This window comes from Pseudomonas cerasi, from assembly GCF_900074915.1.
Taxonomy (GTDB): Bacteria; Pseudomonadota; Gammaproteobacteria; order Pseudomonadales; family Pseudomonadaceae; genus Aquipseudomonas; species Aquipseudomonas cerasi.
This window is the reverse complement of record NZ_LT222319.1, coordinates 4,491,154-4,508,642: the sequence shown is the minus strand read 5'-3', so window position 1 is coordinate 4,508,642 and position 17,489 is coordinate 4,491,154. Positions and strand designations below refer to the sequence as shown.

The following is a 17,489-nucleotide window of genomic DNA, read 5'->3' as shown; positions in this document are numbered from 1 at the left end:
CTGGAATGACGACTATGCCAAACACCACGTTTTCGCGCTTCGCCACATGTCTGTTGGGCCTGGCCCTGTTTGCCGGCAGCGTTCAGGCTGCGCCCACCGCCACACCCGGTACGCTGAAAGTCGGCATGGAGATTTCCTATCCACCGTTCGAGTCCTACGAGGGTGACAAGGTGGTGGGTTTTGACCCCGAGGTGGCGAACGAGCTGGCCAGGCAACTGGGCGGTATGAAGGTCGAGTTCGTCGACACACGCTTTCCGAATCTGATCCTGGGCCTTAACGCCAACCGCTTCGACACCATCATTTCCGGCATGTACATCACTGATGAGCGGACCCGGCAGGCCGAGGCGATTCCATATGCGCAGGTGGGCGCAGCCATCATGGTACGCAGCGACAGCACCGCGAAACCCCAGCAGCCTGAAGACTTGTGCGGCCTGAAGGTCGGTTTGCAGCAAGGCACCAACTGGATCAATCAGCTCAAGGCCGTGTCAGCCGATTACTGCGTCCGGCAGAACAAGGGCGAAATCGCGATCAGTGAGTTTCCGACCACGGCAGAGGCGTCGCAGGCACTGATCTCCGGCAATATTCAGGCACATCTGGAGATTTCGGCGGCGGCGAAAATGATCGTCGACAAGGCCCGTGGCCGCATCGTGATCAGTTCTGAAAAGTCCCTCTACCCGCAGACGCTGGGCATCTATGTGAAGAAGGGCAACGGCGAACTGATTGAAAAACTGCGCGATGTGGTCGAGCGCTACAAGCAGAGCGATGCGTACCGTGAGCTGCTGAGCAAGTACAACCTGGAACCGGCGTAAGTCACGGCTGCCCGCACACTTCACAGCCAGCGGCTTTTTGTCACGCGCGCGCATCGCGCAGCCGGCAAAGAGCTGCTTGCGCGAATGCGGTGCCTGCTTAACGGCCAGAGACGGTCCTGCGGCGACAGCGGTTCGCCGCTCGGCCTTCGCCATCCATCTGCTGCACCGAGGTCATCATGGCATTCGAATGGGCCTATTTTTTCTCGCTGTTCTCCGTACAGGCTTTCTGGAAAGCCTGCCTGACGGTGGTTCAGCTCAGCGTCCTGTCCTGGACGGCAGGTCTGGCACTGGGTTTCCTGCTGGCCAGCGCCAGGCTGTCGACGCATGCGTGGTTGCGCGTGCCGGCCAGTCTGTACATCTGGCTGTTTCGTAGCATCCCGTTGCTGGTGCTGCTGGTGTTCGTTTACAACCTGCCGCAACTGTTTCCGGCCTCAAGCAGTGTCTTGTCGCAGCCGTTTTATTCCGGGTTGATCGCCTTGGTACTGACCGAAACGGCGTACATGGCCGAGATTCACAGAGGCGGGCTACTGTCAGTGCTCAAGGGCCAGCGTGAAGCCGCCAGAGCGCTGGGCATTCGCGGTCTGGGCGCGCAGCGTCTGGTGGTCATTCCGCAGGCGATTCGTATATCGCTGCCAACGCTGACCAACGAATACGTGACCATCGTCAAACTGACGTCGCTGGTGTCGGTGATCTCGCTCAACGAGTTGCTGCTGGTTGGCCAGCGCCTTTACGCACAAAACTTTCTGGTGCTGGAAACCCTGGCGGCAGTAGCGATGTACTACGTGCTGATCGTCACGCTGTTTGGCTGGCTGTTGCAATGGGCCGAGCGTCATCTGGACTTGTCGCGCAAAAACGCACAGACCCTGGAGGATGCGCAGACCGATGCCCTGCGCCAACCCGCAGGGTCTGGCAAGCCACGTTGCGTGCCGGTTCCGGGACAACCCGATGCCCTGTTGCTGCGCGGTATCCACAAGCGCTATGGCAACCACGAAGTACTCAAGGGCATCGACCTGCTGGTCAGGCCCGGTGAAGTCATTTCGATCATTGGTCCGTCCGGCTCCGGCAAGACTTCGTTGATCCGCACGATCAACAATCTGGAAAGCATCGATCAGGGCGAGATTGTCCTGTTCGGCAATGACTTCATCCGCGCAGGAGAACGCGCCGACTCTCCGGTGATCCGGCAGGGCATCCGGCGCATCGGTATGGTGTTTCAGAACTTCAACCTGTTCCCGCACCGTACCATTCTCGACAACGTCATTCTCGCGCCGCGTTATCACGGCCTGGCCAGCACCGCTCAATTGCGTCGCAAGGGCCATGCGCTGCTGGATCGTGTCGGGTTGCTGGCGCATGCCGACAAATACCCGCATCAATTGTCGGGCGGCCAGCAGCAGCGTGTGGCGATTGCCCGTGCTCTGGCGATGGAACCGGACATCATGCTCTTCGACGAACCGACTTCGGCGCTGGACCCGGAGTTGGTCGGCGATGTGCTCAACGTCATTCGGGATCTGGCTGCCGAGGGCATGACCATGCTGATCGTCACTCATGAGATGGATTTCGCGCTGTCGATTTCCGATCGCATCGTGTTCATGGAGAACGGCCATGTGGTCACTGATGCCTCGCCCGCGACTATCCGCCAGGACGGCGATCCGCGCGTGCGACGCTTTATCGGCCTGGAACAGGAGCGCGCAGCATGACCACCTGTGGAGAGTTTCTGGTCAGACAACTGAGCGCCTGGGGCGTCGACACGGTATTCGGCATTCCCGGCGTGCATACGGTTGAGCTGTATCGAGGCTTGCCGGGCAGTGGCATTCGACATATCACGCCGCGCCACGAACAAGGCGCGGGCTTCATGGCCGACGGTTATGCACGGGTCAGCGGCAAGCCCGGGGTGTGCTTTATCATTACTGGCCCGGGCATGACCAATATCCTCACGGCAATGGGCCAGGCGTATGCGGACTCGATCCCGATGCTGGTGATTTCCAGCGTCAACGAACGTCATCGGCTGGGTCTGGGCAATGGCTATCTGCACGAGTTGCCGAACCAGCGCGCGATGGTCGCCGGGGTCAGTGCCTTCAGCCACACGCTGATGAGCGTCGAGGAACTGCCTGCGGTTCTGGCACGGGCCTTTGCCGTCTTCGACAGCCAGCGTCCACGGCCTGTACACATCGAGCTGCCGCTGGACATTATCGTCGCCAGCGCCGCGCACATGACACTGCAGCCGCGCCAGATCATCGATCGACCCGCGCCGGACCCTACAGCCATTGCCCGGGCCGCTGCACGGTTGCGCTCGGCCCGGCGTCCGCTGTTGCTGCTCGGCGGTGGCTGTGTCGCAGCGATGGAGCAAGTGCGCGAGCTGGCGGCCCGGCTGGATGCTCCGACGGCCCTGACCATCAACGCCAAAGGCCTGCTGCCGGCCGGGCACCCGTTGCTGCTGGGCAGCAACCAGTCGCTGATGCCGGTTCGGCAATTGGCGCTGGACGCCGATGTGGTGCTGGCGATTGGCACCGAGCTGGGCGAGACCGATTACGATGTGGTGTTCGACGGCAATTTCAGGATTGGCGGCGAGTTGATTCGCATCGATATCGATGCCGGGCAGTTGACCCGCAACCATCCTCCGAGTCTGGCGATCCTCAGCGATGCCACTGCGGCAATAAGTGCCTTGCTTGCCGAGTTGCCAGTGCGTGCGGCCAATAAAGCCAGCCCGGGTGCTCAACGAACCGCGGCGGCGCAGGAGCAACTGGCCGAAGGCTTCAGCGCCTGGGCGCACTACCGAAAACTGTTCGAGTGCGTGCTTGAAGTGCTGCCCGAGGCGCGTTTTGTCGGCGATTCGACGCAGACGGTGTACAGCGGCAATCACCTGGTCGAGCTGGACAGCCCTCGTCGCTGGTTCAATGCCTCTACCGGTTACGGCACCCTGGGCTACGGCTTGCCTGCGGCCATCGGGGCCAGACTGGCCGAGCCCTCGCGCGCGGTGATCAGCCTGATGGGCGACGGCGGCATTCAGTTCACCCTGCCGGAACTTGCCAGCGCCGTGGAGGCGCGGGTCGGCATTATTGTGTTGTTGTGGAATAACCAGGGCTACGGCGAGATCAAGCGCTACATGGAGCGCCGCGACATCACGCCGCTGGGCGTGGACATCCATACGCCGGACTTTCTGACCATCGCCCGAGGGTTCGGCTGTGTGGCTGAACGTGCTCGCGATTACCAGCACCTGCAGGCGCTGCTGCGTGAAGCGCCGGATGACCGGCCGCTGATTATCGAAATCGAAGAGGCGCCGCCGTTTGCGCCTTGAGCCGCCGCGCGTCGTCACCGCCGCCGCTGCGAGCCAATCCGCTTCAGCCGCAAATCGGTGGCGTCTGCCTGGCGGATAAAGCCTGCCCGGTGCAATTGCGCCCTGCATGGAATTCTTGATGGAGCTCTGCCATGAACACCCCGCATTACATCAACGGTCGTTGGCTGGAAGGCCAGGGGGCTGACGTTCTGATCGTCCACGAGCCCGCTCTGGGCCAGCCCTTCGCCGAAGTGATCAGCGCCAGTAGCGCGCAGGTCGATCAGGCTGTCGCCGCTGCCCGCGCCGCGCTTCCCGTCTGGAAAAATACGCCTGCTGCCGAACGTGCCTCATTGCTGCGCGGCTTTTCTGATCACCTCGCGCAGCGCCGCGAAGCCTTGATTGCGCTGCTGATGCGCAATAACGGCAAGCCTCGTCATGAAGCCGAAGTCGATCTGGATGACGCCGTGGCAACGTTCAGTTACTTCGCCCACCTGATCGAGGCTCAGCCAACCCATCGCGAGGTTGAACTGGCCGCCTCCGGCTTTACTTCGCGTACCCGCCTAGAGCCGGTGGGCGTAGTGGGGCTGATCGTGCCGTGGAATTTTCCGCTGGTCACCAGTGCCTGGAAACTCGCTCCGGCGTTGGCTGCCGGTTGCACTGTGGTGCTCAAGCCCTCGGAGGTCACGCCCCTGATCGAGCAGGTTTACGGCGAAGTTGCCGACGCGCTCGGCTTGCCCGCCGGAGTGCTGAATATCGTCAGCGGCAGGGCTGATACCGGCGCAGCGTTGAGCAACCATCCAGGTCTGGACAAGCTGTCTTTCACCGGCAGCAACGGTGTGGGCCGCCAAGTCATGCACAGCGCAGCGGCGTATTGTCGGCCGGTGACGCTGGAGCTGGGCGGTAAATCCGCGATTATCGTATTCGACGACTGCGACCCGGATCAGGCGGTGGAGTGGATCGTCGCTGGCATCTGCTGGAACGCCGGGCAAATGTGCTCGGCCACCTCGCGGCTGTTGGTTCAAGAGGGCATCGCCGAGGCATTGATTCCTCGTTTGCAGAAGGCATTCGAAGCGCTGCGGGTCGGTAACCCGCTGACTGAAGACGTCGACATGGGACCACTGAGCAGTGAGGCGCAGTGGCACAAGGTCCGTGAGTATTTCACTGTTGCCCGGGAGGAGGGTATGCAGTGTCTGACCGGTGGAACAGCACTGGCACGTGATGGTTGGTTCGTCAGCCCGACGTTGTACCGCGACGTGCCTGTCAGCAGTCGCCTGTGGGGTGAAGAAATCTTTGGTCCGGTGCTGTGCCTCCGCTGTTTCAGCACTGAACAGGAAGCTGTCGACCTGGCCAATGACAGCTGCTTTGGGCTGGTGGCGACGGTTGCCAGCGCTGATATCGAGCGCGCCGAACGGGTGGCCGATGCGCTGGAAGTAGGGCATGTGTGGATCAACTCGATCCAGGCGGTATTTGTCGAAACGTCGTGGGGCGGCAACAAGGGCAGCGGTATCGGGCGTGAGCTCGGGCCTTGGGGACTGGCGGCCTATCAGGCGGTGAAGCATGTGACCCGGTGCCTGGGGTAGGTCTCTTTCTGCCTGGAAAGAGCCTCCCTTTATTCGTTATACGCTGCTGGACGTGGTTTATCGGACGGGGCTCACTGGAATGATCCCTATTCGGCCTGGCATTCACACACCGGGTGATTGATGCACAGAAAAACGGCCCTCTGCGGGTGCCGGGTTACAAGGCATTCCTGAGCGTTTGCAAGTGGGCTACCTGGCGGGTGAATTCGCTGTGTGACAGGCGTTGCGGCGGGCGAGGGCGCAGTGCGTCGCTGATGGCGCTGGTGGGCTGACGGGTCAGGCGTGCAAGCACTTGCCACTGTTCGGCAACGACCAGCCGCTCGAAACCGGGATGCAGTTGGCGGGCGCGACGCAGGATGTCCTGTTGCAGGCGTTTGATCAGCGCCTGCTGCCCGGTGTGTTTGCGCAGGAACTCGGCGCTGGCGCGCAGGTGCTCGGTCAGTTGGCGGCGTGCAAGTGGCGCGGGCCTGCGCAACGGGCCCTCGCGCAGACCGATGTGCCAGAGACCCAGGCCGATCAGCAGTGCCAGCGTCAGCAGCGCCTGAGGATAGTTACGCAGCAACAGGCTCAGCAGGTTGTCGTGTTCGGTTTGCAGCACCAGGGTCACTTGACTGTCCTGCGTCAGATACCAGAGCAGCCAGGCATTGTCATAGTGGCCGATCGAGCGGGTTTTCCACAGGTTGGCGTCCGTGACGACGGTGATCAGCCCGTTGCCCCGGCTTATTTGCAGCAGGTGTGTGGCATCGGCGCTGTTGGCCCAGGATTGAGCGTGATCTTCCGGGTCTTCGAGGTGAAACGCCGGATCGAAACTCATGTAGGCCGGGGCGCTTTCGTTTTCCAGGTACAGGCGGGTCAGCTCCGGCCAGGGCATTTTCTTGCGTTTGGGGGCGGGCGTCATCAGCGGGATGGGCAGTGGCGGCTGAGCGTCGGTCAACTGCTGTTCCTTGGCATTGATGTCTTTGGTGAGGTACTGATTAATCTGCAGACTGTCCAGCAGCAGATCGCCGCTGCGGCCTTTTTGTTCGTCCCAAAGTTGTTCGGCGACGAACAGCAGGTGCCCGCCTGCCTCGGCCCAGTTCAGCAGCTTTTGGGTTTGCGCCGGGGTCATGTCTTCCCGGTCATCGAGCAGCAGCAGGGTCTGGGTGCTCTGAGTCGGGTCGGGAAGTTGAGCCAGCGTGTCGATGGTATTGACCGTGATGGAGCGGCCACGCAGAAAATGTTCGGCCGCCAGCCAGGGATTGGCCTTCGCCTGTGGCGAGGGGCCCTGATCGACCGTTTTCTCGTAGCGCTCGAGCTGAGTGCTCAGAAACAGCGCGCCGCCTGCCAGCAGCAACAGCGCCAGCAGCCCGATCAGCAGGCCGGTGCGGCGGCTCATGGCTGCGCTGCCTGGCTGAACAGACGACGCCAGCCATCGCAGAGTTCCTGCCGGGCATGGGCCGGTGGCAGGCGATGTCCATAGGCGAGGTTCTGCCAGTGCAGGGTCAGCGTGTGGCTGAACTCACTCAGCCGCGGCTGGTTGAGCGCGGCGATACGTTCCAGCACCTGACTTTCGGTATCGGCATTTTTTAATGGCAATCGATAGTCGCTCAGCAAGCGGCTGAGCAGGGCGCGATACAACAGACCCAGCGCTTCGCGAGGCTGGCTGTTCCAGAGCTGTTCGGCCCGGCCGGCAACATCGTCGGGCAGGCTTTCGGCACTGACTTGCAGGCCGAAAAGTTGCTCCGGCGCCGGGCGGGTGGTTTTTACCTTGCTGACCTCTCGGCCTGCGAAGGTCCTGAACCAGTCCCGATAACGGAAGATCACCAGCCCCACAAGCACGATGACCACGGCCCACAGCAGCACTTCAATCAGGCTGGCCAGGGCGCTCGCTGCGCGCAGAAGCCGATTGAGCCAGGTCATCAGCCAGCTCTGGTCGCGCGTGTCCCGAGCCGCAGACTGGCCTTTCTGTTTTTCAGGAAAGCGCCAGCCGGTTTCAGTCTTTGGATTACGGAAGGGCGGTTGTTGCAGAACGTTCTGGATCTGGCTGCGTGCCGCTTCGCTGGTCAGGGACTGGCGGGTCAGGCGCGGTGTGTCGGGCGCGGCCATGGACGGGTCAGGGTCCGTCTGAGCGGTTTCCGGCAATGGGCAGCTGTAGCTGGGTTGATCGGCCCAAGCCGGTGCTGGCGCTGCAGAAAGTACCAGCCCGACGCCCATCAACACCGCATAGGCCGTGCCAATCAGGCGCTGCCGCAGGCGCCGGAAGATCAGCTCTATATCCCAGGCTTCAAGAACCGTGCGGCGATTCAAATACAGGGTGAAGCCGCAGGCGACATACACAGGCTCCCAGATGACCAGCGCCAGGGCATAGAAAAGGTTGGTCAGGTGGTCGATCCACAGCCACTGGTTTTCAACGTCGAGCAGACTCATCCAGTGCCAGTCGATCTGGATCTGCTGCGGTATCAGGGCGTAGAGCAGGATCAGCAGGCCTATCCACAGTGCGTATTCCAGGTGTGCGCCAACGATGGTGAGCAGCTGTGCGGCACGCAGGTCTTTCTGGCTGAGCAGGCTGATGCGCAGGGCGCGCTCGGTACCTGCCAGATGCTCCAGTTGCTGGACCGGCAGTTGGAAACTGCGACTCAGGGAAAGACGTCGCCACAGGAGGCTGGGCAGCAGTTGCTCCTTCAGGGTCGCCGGCCATGCCTTGAGGGCCTGTCGCAGTGTCGGTGTGGCACCGAACAGTGACTGCGAAAGGATCAGCAGCGGCAACCGTTCGAACGCAGGTTTGAGCCACCAGAACAGCAGGATGGCGGCCGTGGGGTAATCCCAGAGCAACGCACTGAGGATGCAGAAAAAGGGCAGGGTGACGATTGCCCAACTGCTCATCAGCACGCGGCGGTGCCGCCCGGCGAGCAGCACGCCCAGGTCGATGGCTTCCCAGGGCAAGCGCGGGCGTATGGCAACGGTCGACTCAGTCAGGCGCATGAGGTGTACGTCCTGCCAGAGTCAGATACGCGGCCACCATCACCCACAGGACGGTACCTGTCACGTACTTGAGAAGTAGTCCGGGCCAGGTCATCGATGACCAGTACGCCTCGATGAAGGCTGCGATCAGCAGAAACAGGATTACCCCGCCGACCAGTTGCATACTGGCCCGCGCGGCGATGCGCAGCGCGGCACTGCGCGTCAGCCTTCCGGGGGCCAGCAAGGCCCAGCCCAGCTTGAGACCCGCCGCCCCGGCCAGGGCGATGGCCGTCAGCTCGAAGGCGCCGTGACCAATGACGAAGGGCCAGAAGGTCTGTCCGTAACCGATGTCTGTCAGGTGCCCGGCGATTGCGCCGGTCATCAACCCGTTGAAGAGCAGGAAGAACAGGCTGCCCAGTCCGAACAGCAAGCCGCTGGCATAGGTCTGGAAGGCGATACCGATGTTGTTCATGATGTAGTAGCCGAACATCATCCAGTCCGTATCGGAACCCCGCTCGACGGGCTGTCCGACCCGGCTGGCCGACGGGTCATACATGCTCTGCATGTCTGCCAGTTGTTCGGGGCTGACGACGCTGTAGATCAGTTGTGGAAAACCATACACCAGCAACGCCATGCCGATCAGGCTGCCGAACAGCAGCAGGCTGGCAACCAGTACAAAGCGCCACTCGGCCCGCACGCGTCGCGGAAAGCCGCTCAGAACGAAGCTCAGCAGTCGTACCCCGGCAGTGCTGCGGTGACGGTAGAGTTGCTGGTGACCGCGCATGGCCAATTGGTGCAGGGGATCGACCAGATGGCTGCTGTAGCCGCGCTCCTGGGCCAGCGCCAGATGGTGGCAGAGGCGTCGATAATCGCCGGGAAAGCTCTCGCCGCCGCTGACATCGCCCTTGCCCTGTTCAAGGGCCGTCAGGCGCTGTTCAAAGCGTTGCCACTCCTGCTGATGGCGGGTTTCAAACAGGCTCTGCTTCATGTCGGCCCCAGCAGGTTGCGGGCGATGCCGTTGACATGAGCGACCGCCGTGTCGGCGGGGATACGCAAGGGTTCGGCAAGGATGGCCGCCAGTTCCTGGGTTCGTGCGCTGGACAGTTCACCCTGCCGCTCTGCCAGGCCGAGCACCGCCCGCTGTTCATCCAGATGCAGGGCAAAGGGCACCATGACCGGTTCGGCCTGCGGCAGGGTGGGGCGCGCCACCGGCCGGTCGCTGTAAATCACCAGCGTTCCGGCGGCGAGATCACCCAGCCGTTTGAATAGCGAATGGTTCAGACAAGTGATCGCCCCCAGCCCGTAGCCCAGCGGGAGCATGTCGACGAAGCGCAGCAGATTGCGGATCAGCGACGAAGACCAGTCTATGGGCGTGCCGTCGTCATGCACCACCCGCAGCCCGAGCAGGCGCTTTCCGGGTGTGCGTCCCTGGTTGAGCACTTCAAACAGCACCATGTACCACCAGTTCAGCAGAAAAAACACCAAAGCGGCCAGACCCATGCCGAGCTTGTCGAACAGTTGCAGAAGCACAAAGAACACGCCGATGAGGGCTGCGCGAATAGCAAAGTCGATGCCGAACGCCAGTGCGCGGGAAACCAGCCCGGCAGGGCGCAGAAGCATGTCGATGCCTTCTGGCGTCTCGATTTCAATGCGCGTGTCCAATGGCGTGGGCAGCGCTGCATTCCTTGGCGAAGCGGGACGGGATGACATTGTCGGAAGGACGCGCCTGAAAACGAAAACTGATGCTAGCTACCGCAGCGGAGCTAAGCAACCGACCATTCAATACGCGGGCTGTAAGAAAACATTTCCCGGTGCGCCGGATACGACCCGATTAGCCAATGACACCTGTCACGCCCTACACTTCGCGGGTCTTTTGTTCAGGATCAGCCCGTGACTTCCAGCATCTTCTGGTACGACTACGAAACCACCGGTATCAACCCGCGCAATGATCGTGCGCTGCAGATGGCCGGGATTCGCACGGATACCGACCTCAATGAAATCGCGGCTCCGGTCAATCTGCACTGCCAGCTCAGCGATGACATCCTGCCTCATCCTGCCGCCTGCATGATTACCGGAATCACTCCAGCCACGCTGGCAGAAAAAGGCTTGTGCGAGGCCGATTTCATGACGCGCGTATATGCCGAACTGTCGGCACCGGGTACCTGTGGCGCGGGTTACAACACCCTGCGTTTTGATGACGAAGTCACGCGCTACAGTTTTTATCGCAACTTCTTCGACCCCTATGCCCGCGAATGGCAGGGGGGCAACAGTCGCTGGGATCTGATCGATGTTGTCCGGGCTGCCTATGCATTGCGCCCCGATGGCATTGTCTGGCCGGAACAGGACGGTCGGGTCACGCTGAAACTGGAGCGGCTGACGGCTGCCAATGGTATTGATCATGGACAGGCGCACGACGCGTTATCCGATGTGCGTGCAACTATTGCTCTGGCCCGTTTGATTCGTGAAAAGCAGCCGAAGCTTTATGACTATTTGTTTGCATTGCGCAGCAAACAGAAAGTCCAGGAGCAGGTTCGCCTGATGCAGCCTCTGGTGCATATTTCCGGACGCTTTTCTGCGGCGCGCAATTACCTCGGCGTGGTGCTGCCGTTGGCATGGCACCCGCATAATCGCAATGCGCTGATCGTGTGTGATCTGCACCTGGATCATTCACCGTTGTTGCACGAGGACGCTGAAATACTCAAACGGCGTTTATATACGCGGCACGACGCGCTGGGCGACGGCGAATTGCCCGTGCCGCTCAAACTATTGCATATAAACCGCTGCCCGGTGATCGCGCCGCTGGGGGTGCTGCGTAGCGAAGATCAGCAGCGGCTGCAACTGGACATGGCCGGCTATCAGGCGCGCGCAACGCAATTGAGTGAACACCGCGAAGTTTGGCACGATAAACTGGCGGCCGTTTACGGCAAGGACGATTTCGCCGCAAGTGAAGATCCCGAACAGCAGTTATATGATGGTTTTATGGGGGACCGTGATCGTCGACTGTGTGAGCAAGTTCGGCAGGCCGAACCCGAACAATTGGCGCGTGACGCCTGGCCGTTTGATGATGCCCGATTGCCTGAATTGTTATTCCGGTATCGCGCTCGTAACTTTCCTGACACCTTGAGTGGCGAAGAGCAAACACGCTGGCGGGATTTCTGTCAGCAGCGATTGCGCAGCCCGGAATGGGGCGCTCCCAACACCCTGCATGACTTTACGGCCGCATTGATAGAATGCTCCCTTAGTGCCGCGCCAGAGCAGTTGGAGGTGTTGCGGCAATGGCAGGATTATGCAAACGAACTGAGTAACCGTCTGGGCGTATAGAAAATACCGGGCAATAAAAAACGCCAGCAAGCTGGCGTTTTTGCAATCGCGATGAACCGCGACCTTGTGAAGCTTAGCCCAGCAAAGTGGCCCAGCTTTCAACGTCGTCGCTGCCCCACTTGGCTTTCCACTCTTTCAGCGTCTTGTGGTTGCCACCTTTGGTTTCGATGACTTCACCGTTGTGCGGGTTCTTGTATTGCTTGACCTTGCGCGCGCGTTTGGTGCCGGCAGGTTTAACAGAGCCGCCACGAGGGGCCTTGTTTACCTTGGCATCCGGATCCAGCAGGGCAATGATGTCACGCAGCGACTTTTGGTATTCGCCCATCAGCGTGCGCAGTTTGCCTTCGAATTCCAGCTCGGTTTGCAGTTTGTCGTCTTGCGACAGGTTCTTCAAACGGGCTTGCAGTTCTTTGATAGCTTCTTCTGTGGCGCGGTATTCGTTGATCAGGGACATGAGGAGACCTTATGTTGTGAGGGTTGCAGGGATACAGTGCTGCAATAATAGTCACTGTAAATGAGCAAGTAAACATTAAATAAAAGTTTTATTTGAATTATTTAGCAATATACACGCGTCCTACAGACCTCTGAACTAGGGGTGGGCCGTGCGTCCTTCAAAAGATCGCCGCTATAAAGCCCTCCTTATTACAGGTTTTGTTTAGCGGCGGACCCCGTAAAAACCCATACTGGCAAGGTGCAATCTTTGGCCTTGGCGGTGTGCTTTTTCGGCATCTGAATTCAGGCAACAGAGATACTGCAGTTTTGCTGCGCAGCCGCTAGAATAGCGGCTTTGCGAAGTTCTGGAGTTTCCCCTAATGCGCACTTTTCGTCTGGTGATTGCTTGCCCGGACCGTGTAGGCATCGTTGCCAAAGTCAGTAACTTTCTGGCGTCCCATAACGGCTGGATCACCGAAGCGAGTCATCATTCTGACAATCTCAGCGGCTGGTTTTTCATGCGTCACGAGATTCGTGCCGACACCCTGCCTTTTGACCTGGACGGGTTCCGTGAAGCCTTCACGCCGATCGCCGAAGAGTTTTCGATGGACTGGCGCATTACCGACTCGGCGCAGAAGAAGCGCGTCGTGCTCATGGCAAGTCGTGAATCGCACTGTCTGGCTGACCTGCTGCACCGTTGGCACAGTGACGAACTCGACTGCGACATCGCCTGTGTGATTTCAAACCACCAGGACCTGCGTAGCATGGTCGAGTGGCATGACATCCCTTACTACCATGTTCCGGTGGACCCGAAAGACAAGGAGCCTGCGTTCGCCGAGGTATCGCGTCTGGTCGGTCATCACCAGGCCGACGTCGTGGTTCTGGCGCGTTACATGCAGATCCTGCCGCCACAGCTGTGCCGTGAATATGCCCATCAGGTCATCAATATCCACCACAGCTTCCTGCCATCGTTCGTCGGCGCCAAGCCTTATCACCAGGCCTCGTTGCGTGGCGTCAAACTGATCGGTGCGACCTGTCACTATGTGACCGAAGAGCTCGACGCCGGTCCGATCATCGAGCAGGACGTCGTGCGCGTCAGCCACCGTGACAGCATCGAAAACATGGTGCGTTTCGGCCGCGACGTGGAAAAAATGGTGCTGGCCCGCGGCCTGCGTGCTCACCTGGAAGACCGCGTTCTGGTTCACGACAACAAGACAGTCGTCTTCGACTGATCTATCTTTTCCGGAGCGCGCCCGTCGCGCTCCCGACTCAATGTCGGCAATGGTGCAACGCGCAAGGTGACCGCCAATGACCGATCCTCTCGACAAAGCCACTTCCACCGCTCCGGCAACGCTTGGCGAAGGCTGCCTGAGCCGCTATGACCCTGCTGAACTGACTGCGGAAAACGGCACTGATTTCGACGGAGCCGCAGCACTGTGGCGCGAGCTGCAGCAAGCGCAAGCGCCTGATGAAGGGCTTGAGGAGGAGGGGACGCAAGAGGTGAAGTGAGTCAAACCCTTGAGCGGCGCCGTGCATGCACCGCCCAAAGGGTTTCAGATCAGGCCAGGGCTTTGGAAGCCAGCCAGAACAGCGCTGCGGACAAGGCGACGGTCGCCGGAAGGGTCAGCACCCAGGCCAGCAGGATGGTGCGCACGGTTCCGCCTTGCAGGCCGCTCTTGTTGGCGACCATGGTGCCAGCTACACCTGAAGACAGAATGTGCGTGGTGGAGACTGGCAGACTGAACACGTTGGCCAGACCAATCGCGCAGGCGGTGGTGATTTGCGCCGACATGCCTTGTGCGTAAGTCATGCCCTGCTTGCCGATCTTCTCGCCGATCGTCAGGACCACGCGTTTCCAGCCGACCATGGTGCCGATGCCCAGCGCCAGTGCCACTGCGAGAATCACCCAGAACGGTGCGTATTCGGTGGTGGTGGTCAGGTCCTTGCGAAGTTTCTCCAGGTCGGATTTTTCACGCGCAGACAGGTCCGGAAGTTTGCCGACCTTGCGGGCGGTGTCGTCCAGGCACAACAGATAGCGACGTACTTCGATGCGGCTTTCAGGGGCCAGCGCGTGGTAGTCGGACACGCCTTTCAGGCGGTCGAGCAGCGCGTCGATGGTAGGTTCGGTCTGCTTCGGATTACAGGCGGAGCTGGACGGCAGGTCGCCTTTTTCAGCTTTACCCATCGCCAGATATTCACCCAGCGTGCTGCTGTTGCGCTGATAGAACTGGCTCAGGTGCTGGGTCGCATCGCGGGTGCGTTCGATCTGATAGGTGGTGCTGGTGAGGTCAAGCACGAACTGGCTGGGCACGATACCGATCAGCACCAGCATGATCAGGCCAATGCCTTTCTGGCCGTCATTCGAACCGTGTACGAAGCTGACCGCCATGGCGGAAATGACCAGCACCAGACGGTTCCAGAACGGCGGGTGCTTCTTGTCATCCAGCTTGCGGCGCTGGTCGGGGGTCTTGTGCATCTTCGACAGCGGGCGCCACCATTTCAGGGCAACCAGCACCAGACCCGCAACGATAAAGCCGGCCAGCGGCGAGAACACCAGCGAAGCACCGATATCGATCGCTTTTTGCCAGTTCACGCCATCGGCCAACGGGATATCGTTGAGCAGCGCATTGGCCAGACCCACACCGAGTATCGAGCCGATCAGCGTATGCGAACTGGAGGCCGGAATACCGAAGTACCAGGTACCGAGGTTCCAGGTAATCGCCGCCGCCAGCAGCGAGAACACCATGGCCAGGCCATGTCCGGTGTTGACGTTGATGAGCAGCTCGACCGGCAGCAGATGGACGATGGCATAGGCAACGCCTACGCCGCCCAGCAACACGCCGAGAAAGTTGAATACACCGGAAAAGAACACGGCCAGATGAGGCGGCATCGCTTTGGTATAAATGACTGTCGCCACCGCGTTGGCGGTGTCATGAAAGCCGTTGATGAACTCGAAGGTGAGGACGAAAGCCAGGGCGAGCAACAGGCTCACAAGCACCCAGGCATCAAGCCCGCTGAATAAATCGATCATGTAGGTTTTCTGACCGGGTCTGAAGGGGGCGCGATTATGACAGAAAAAATACCGAACGACTTGTCGTCACCGCCAGGTGTCGCCTCAAACCAAAAAAAAGACGCATGAGCGCCGCCCCGTTGAATGCTCAATGAGGCAGTAAGGCATGTAATTCAGGGTGCTGGAAGTGAGAGGCGAATCGGGCAGGGTCATCAGACCCGCGCTGTCACGGCTCTTCTTTCAGGCCTTCTTCCATTTTTTGCAGTTCTTGCTTGAACGCCTGGTCCAGCAGGCTGGCTCTTTTGCGCCAGGGCTTGCGTTCCGGTTCCGGTTGCGCGGCGTAGGTGGTGATTTCACCGCCGTAGACATCCTTGTAGCGTTGCTCCTGGCGCTCAAGTTCCGCGCGCAGTTCATCTTTAGTCACTTTAATACCTGTTTGAGTCGAATGGGCTCTGGCGATGACGCAAAACATTGCAAGTATGTTCACTCCAGTCTGGCTGTATACCCAATACAGTCAGCGACCTGTTCGGACAATTGCGCGAAAGGTTTACCGGACATGCCTGTTGTTGTCTGCGGCTACGTGCACCAGAGAAAAACACCTGTCGTAGCGACACTCGTTTGATTTCAAGCGCAGGGCTTGCGCTGGCAGGCCTGCTTAAGGTCTCGCTGCGAGGGTGCACCGCGACAACGCGCCGACAGGACAGTCGAGGCGGGAATCGGGTGAACGGATCAATCGTTGCGAGGGTAGTGCCGACCAACTGACGGATACTATCTCCAAGAACTTCTGCTACGTCAACAACAGAGGTTGAATGAGTTCACTGGTCTGGTTTTTTTGTACGATTGTTCCGAAGTTTCAGTGAGCCGTTTATATGACATAAGTTTTATAAAACAGTTTTCACTCTCGACGACAAAATGTTGGCGAAGAAATTCAACGCCTTTTATATGCAGGATGTGTGGAGTTACGCGGCGGGCACAGACCGGGAATGGGATGACGAGGAGGGGGTCGCAAGCGTCGGTCGCGAGGAAGGTGCCTGAATAATGAAAACGGCCTTGCTTGGTGAGCAAGGCCGCTGCCTTGGACTTCTCAGTGGGTACCTGACCAGTATTTCCAAGAAGTCACTTCATGGCAGAGGTAAAGGTATAAGTATATTTACATGGGGTCAATTGCGATTATCGGCCACCTGTTCGATAATCGCACAAGTGGGTGCGGGTTTCGCTTCTCTAAAAAGAGCTGAAACCTGCGGTTTACAGGGCTTCAAGGCAGTTACATAAGGTGTGTCAATGAACGACGAACTGCGTAAATCTTTTGCCTCATTGGCACCGCCCATCGTGGCATCGCCCGCAAAGCGCATTCAGGCGCTGACCGGTGACCCGGATTTCATGACGTCGCTGGCACGTGGGCTGGCCGTGATTCACGCCTTTCAAGAGCGCAAGCGGCACCTGACCATTGCGCAGATCAGCCATCGCACGGAAATCCCCCGCGCGGCAGTGCGTCGATGCCTGCATACCCTGATCAAGCTCGGTTATGCGACCACTGACGGCCGTACCTACTCGCTACTGCCCAAGGTGCTGACCCTGGGCCACGCCTATTTGTCATCGACGCCACTGGCAACGTCTTCGCAGCCTTATCTGGACCGTATGAGTGACCAGTTGCATGAGGCGTGCAACATGGCCACGCTGGAAGGCGACGACATTCTTTATATAGCGCGCTCTGCCACGACGCAGCGGCTGATCTCGGTCGACCTCTCAGTGGGCGGCCGTCTTCCCGCGTACTGCACGTCCATGGGCCGCATTCTGCTGGCCGCACTCGATGACGTGTCGTTGCATGAATACCTTGACCATGTGGATCTGCAGCCCAAGACCAGCCGCACCATTCGCACGCCGGAAGCCCTGCTCGAATGTCTGCAACTGGTTCGGCAGCAGGGCTGGTGCATTGTCGATCAGGAACTGGAGCAGGGGCTGCGTTCGATTGCCGTGCCGGTCTATGATGCGTCGGGCCAGGTGCTGGCCGCGCTGAATGTCAGCACCAGTGCCGGGCGTGTGGCACGCAGCGAGCTGGAACAGCGCTTTTTGCCGATCATGCTCGATGCCAGTCGTGACCTGAGCACGCAACTATTTACCTGACGTGG

General features: G+C 59.9%; 15 protein-coding genes. 8 read left to right on the top strand and 7 right to left on the bottom strand.

What is annotated here, in order from left to right:
- Positions 1-14 precede the first annotated feature (14 nt).
- The 4 genes from PCPL58_RS22360 to PCPL58_RS22345 all read left to right on the top strand — a co-directional run bounded on the left by PCPL58_RS22360 (position 15) and on the right by PCPL58_RS22345 (position 5,660).
- The gene (locus PCPL58_RS22360; RefSeq protein ID WP_003363874.1) at positions 15-809 is read left to right on the top strand and encodes a transporter substrate-binding domain-containing protein; all 795 of its coding nucleotides are present in this window, start codon (positions 15-17) and stop codon (positions 807-809) included.
- A gap of 176 nt (positions 810-985) precedes the next feature.
- Positions 986-2,503, top strand: a complete 1,518-nt coding sequence (locus PCPL58_RS22355; RefSeq protein ID WP_060708231.1) for an amino acid ABC transporter permease/ATP-binding protein — start codon at positions 986-988, stop codon at positions 2,501-2,503.
- A complete protein-coding gene (locus tag PCPL58_RS22350) occupies positions 2,500-4,101 on the top strand; it encodes a 5-guanidino-2-oxopentanoate decarboxylase (protein WP_065350475.1) in 1,602 nt (533 codons plus the stop codon). Before PCPL58_RS22355 ends, PCPL58_RS22350 begins: the two co-directional genes overlap by 4 nt.
- 131 nt (positions 4,102-4,232) lie before the next feature.
- On the top strand, positions 4,233-5,660 hold the full coding sequence (locus PCPL58_RS22345) for an aldehyde dehydrogenase family protein (RefSeq protein WP_065350474.1): 1,428 nt from the start codon (positions 4,233-4,235) through the stop codon (positions 5,658-5,660).
- A gap of 154 nt (positions 5,661-5,814) precedes the next feature.
- Here PCPL58_RS22345 and PCPL58_RS22340 read toward each other — a convergent pair whose 3' ends face one another.
- From PCPL58_RS22340 to PCPL58_RS22325, 4 genes are read right to left on the bottom strand one after another with little or no spacing between them, the layout of a single operon-like run.
- The gene (locus tag PCPL58_RS22340; RefSeq protein WP_065350473.1) at positions 5,815-7,032 is read right to left on the bottom strand and encodes a DUF4350 domain-containing protein; all 1,218 of its coding nucleotides are present in this window, start codon (positions 7,030-7,032) and stop codon (positions 5,815-5,817) included.
- The gene (locus tag PCPL58_RS22335; protein ID WP_065350472.1) at positions 7,029-8,618 is read right to left on the bottom strand and encodes a DUF4129 domain-containing protein; all 1,590 of its coding nucleotides are present in this window, start codon (positions 8,616-8,618) and stop codon (positions 7,029-7,031) included. Before PCPL58_RS22335 ends, PCPL58_RS22340 begins: the two co-directional genes overlap by 4 nt.
- Positions 8,605-9,585: a stage II sporulation protein M gene (locus PCPL58_RS22330; protein WP_065350471.1), complete on the bottom strand. Its 981-nt coding sequence runs from the start codon at positions 9,583-9,585 to the stop codon at positions 8,605-8,607. Before PCPL58_RS22330 ends, PCPL58_RS22335 begins: the two co-directional genes overlap by 14 nt.
- The gene (locus PCPL58_RS22325) at positions 9,582-10,307 is read right to left on the bottom strand and encodes an RDD family protein (protein WP_065350470.1); all 726 of its coding nucleotides are present in this window, start codon (positions 10,305-10,307) and stop codon (positions 9,582-9,584) included. Before PCPL58_RS22325 ends, PCPL58_RS22330 begins: the two co-directional genes overlap by 4 nt.
- 180 nt (positions 10,308-10,487) lie before the next feature.
- Between PCPL58_RS22325 and sbcB the strand changes: the two genes are divergently transcribed.
- Positions 10,488-11,918, top strand: a complete 1,431-nt coding sequence (gene sbcB, locus PCPL58_RS22320) for an exodeoxyribonuclease I (RefSeq protein ID WP_065350469.1) — start codon at positions 10,488-10,490, stop codon at positions 11,916-11,918.
- Between the two features lie 73 nt (positions 11,919-11,991).
- On the opposite strand, the gene mvaT is transcribed toward sbcB, so the two are convergent.
- Entirely contained in the window at positions 11,992-12,372 is a 381-nt protein-coding gene (gene mvaT / locus PCPL58_RS22315; RefSeq protein ID WP_065350468.1) for a histone-like nucleoid-structuring protein MvaT, read from the bottom strand.
- 358 nt (positions 12,373-12,730) lie between these two features.
- On the opposite strand from mvaT, the gene purU reads away from it, so the two are divergent.
- Together purU and PCPL58_RS22305 are read left to right on the top strand one after the other, a co-directional pair.
- Positions 12,731-13,582, top strand: coding sequence for a formyltetrahydrofolate deformylase (gene purU / locus PCPL58_RS22310; RefSeq protein WP_003363851.1), 852 nt, complete (start codon positions 12,731-12,733; stop codon positions 13,580-13,582).
- A 76-nt stretch (positions 13,583-13,658) separates the two neighbouring features.
- Positions 13,659-13,859: a hypothetical protein gene (locus tag PCPL58_RS22305; RefSeq protein WP_065350467.1), complete on the top strand. Its 201-nt coding sequence runs from the start codon at positions 13,659-13,661 to the stop codon at positions 13,857-13,859.
- A gap of 49 nt (positions 13,860-13,908) precedes the next feature.
- Here PCPL58_RS22305 and PCPL58_RS22300 read toward each other — a convergent pair whose 3' ends face one another.
- Together PCPL58_RS22300 and PCPL58_RS22295 are read right to left on the bottom strand one after the other, a co-directional pair.
- Positions 13,909-15,381: an inorganic phosphate transporter gene (locus PCPL58_RS22300; RefSeq protein WP_003363847.1), complete on the bottom strand. Its 1,473-nt coding sequence runs from the start codon at positions 15,379-15,381 to the stop codon at positions 13,909-13,911.
- A 205-nt stretch (positions 15,382-15,586) separates the two neighbouring features.
- Positions 15,587-15,784, bottom strand: a complete 198-nt coding sequence (locus PCPL58_RS22295) for a hypothetical protein (protein ID WP_002554967.1) — start codon at positions 15,782-15,784, stop codon at positions 15,587-15,589.
- Positions 15,785-16,641: 857 nt separating this feature from the next.
- Here PCPL58_RS22295 and pcaR point away from each other — a divergent pair.
- On the top strand, positions 16,642-17,484 hold the full coding sequence (gene pcaR, locus PCPL58_RS22290) for a pca regulon transcriptional regulator PcaR (RefSeq protein WP_003363842.1): 843 nt from the start codon (positions 16,642-16,644) through the stop codon (positions 17,482-17,484).
- Positions 17,485-17,489 lie beyond the last annotated feature (5 nt).

Coding starts and splice junctions, on each gene's coding strand:
- PCPL58_RS22360 (WP_003363874.1), top strand. CDS start 15: ATGCCAAACACCACGTTTTCGCGCTTCGCCACATGTCTGTTGGGCCTG.
- PCPL58_RS22355 (WP_060708231.1), top strand. CDS start 986: ATGGCATTCGAATGGGCCTATTTTTTCTCGCTGTTCTCCGTACAGGCT.
- PCPL58_RS22350 (WP_065350475.1), top strand. CDS start 2,500: ATGACCACCTGTGGAGAGTTTCTGGTCAGACAACTGAGCGCCTGGGGC.
- PCPL58_RS22345 (WP_065350474.1), top strand. CDS start 4,233: ATGAACACCCCGCATTACATCAACGGTCGTTGGCTGGAAGGCCAGGGG.
- PCPL58_RS22340 (WP_065350473.1), bottom strand. CDS start 7,032: ATGAGCCGCCGCACCGGCCTGCTGATCGGGCTGCTGGCGCTGTTGCTG.
- PCPL58_RS22335 (WP_065350472.1), bottom strand. CDS start 8,618: ATGCGCCTGACTGAGTCGACCGTTGCCATACGCCCGCGCTTGCCCTGG.
- PCPL58_RS22330 (WP_065350471.1), bottom strand. CDS start 9,585: ATGAAGCAGAGCCTGTTTGAAACCCGCCATCAGCAGGAGTGGCAACGC.
- PCPL58_RS22325 (WP_065350470.1), bottom strand. CDS start 10,307: ATGTCATCCCGTCCCGCTTCGCCAAGGAATGCAGCGCTGCCCACGCCA.
- mvaT (WP_065350468.1), bottom strand. CDS start 12,372: ATGTCCCTGATCAACGAATACCGCGCCACAGAAGAAGCTATCAAAGAA.
- purU (WP_003363851.1), top strand. CDS start 12,731: ATGCGCACTTTTCGTCTGGTGATTGCTTGCCCGGACCGTGTAGGCATC.
- PCPL58_RS22305 (WP_065350467.1), top strand. CDS start 13,659: ATGACCGATCCTCTCGACAAAGCCACTTCCACCGCTCCGGCAACGCTT.
- PCPL58_RS22300 (WP_003363847.1), bottom strand. CDS start 15,381: ATGATCGATTTATTCAGCGGGCTTGATGCCTGGGTGCTTGTGAGCCTG.
- pcaR (WP_003363842.1), top strand. CDS start 16,642: ATGAACGACGAACTGCGTAAATCTTTTGCCTCATTGGCACCGCCCATC.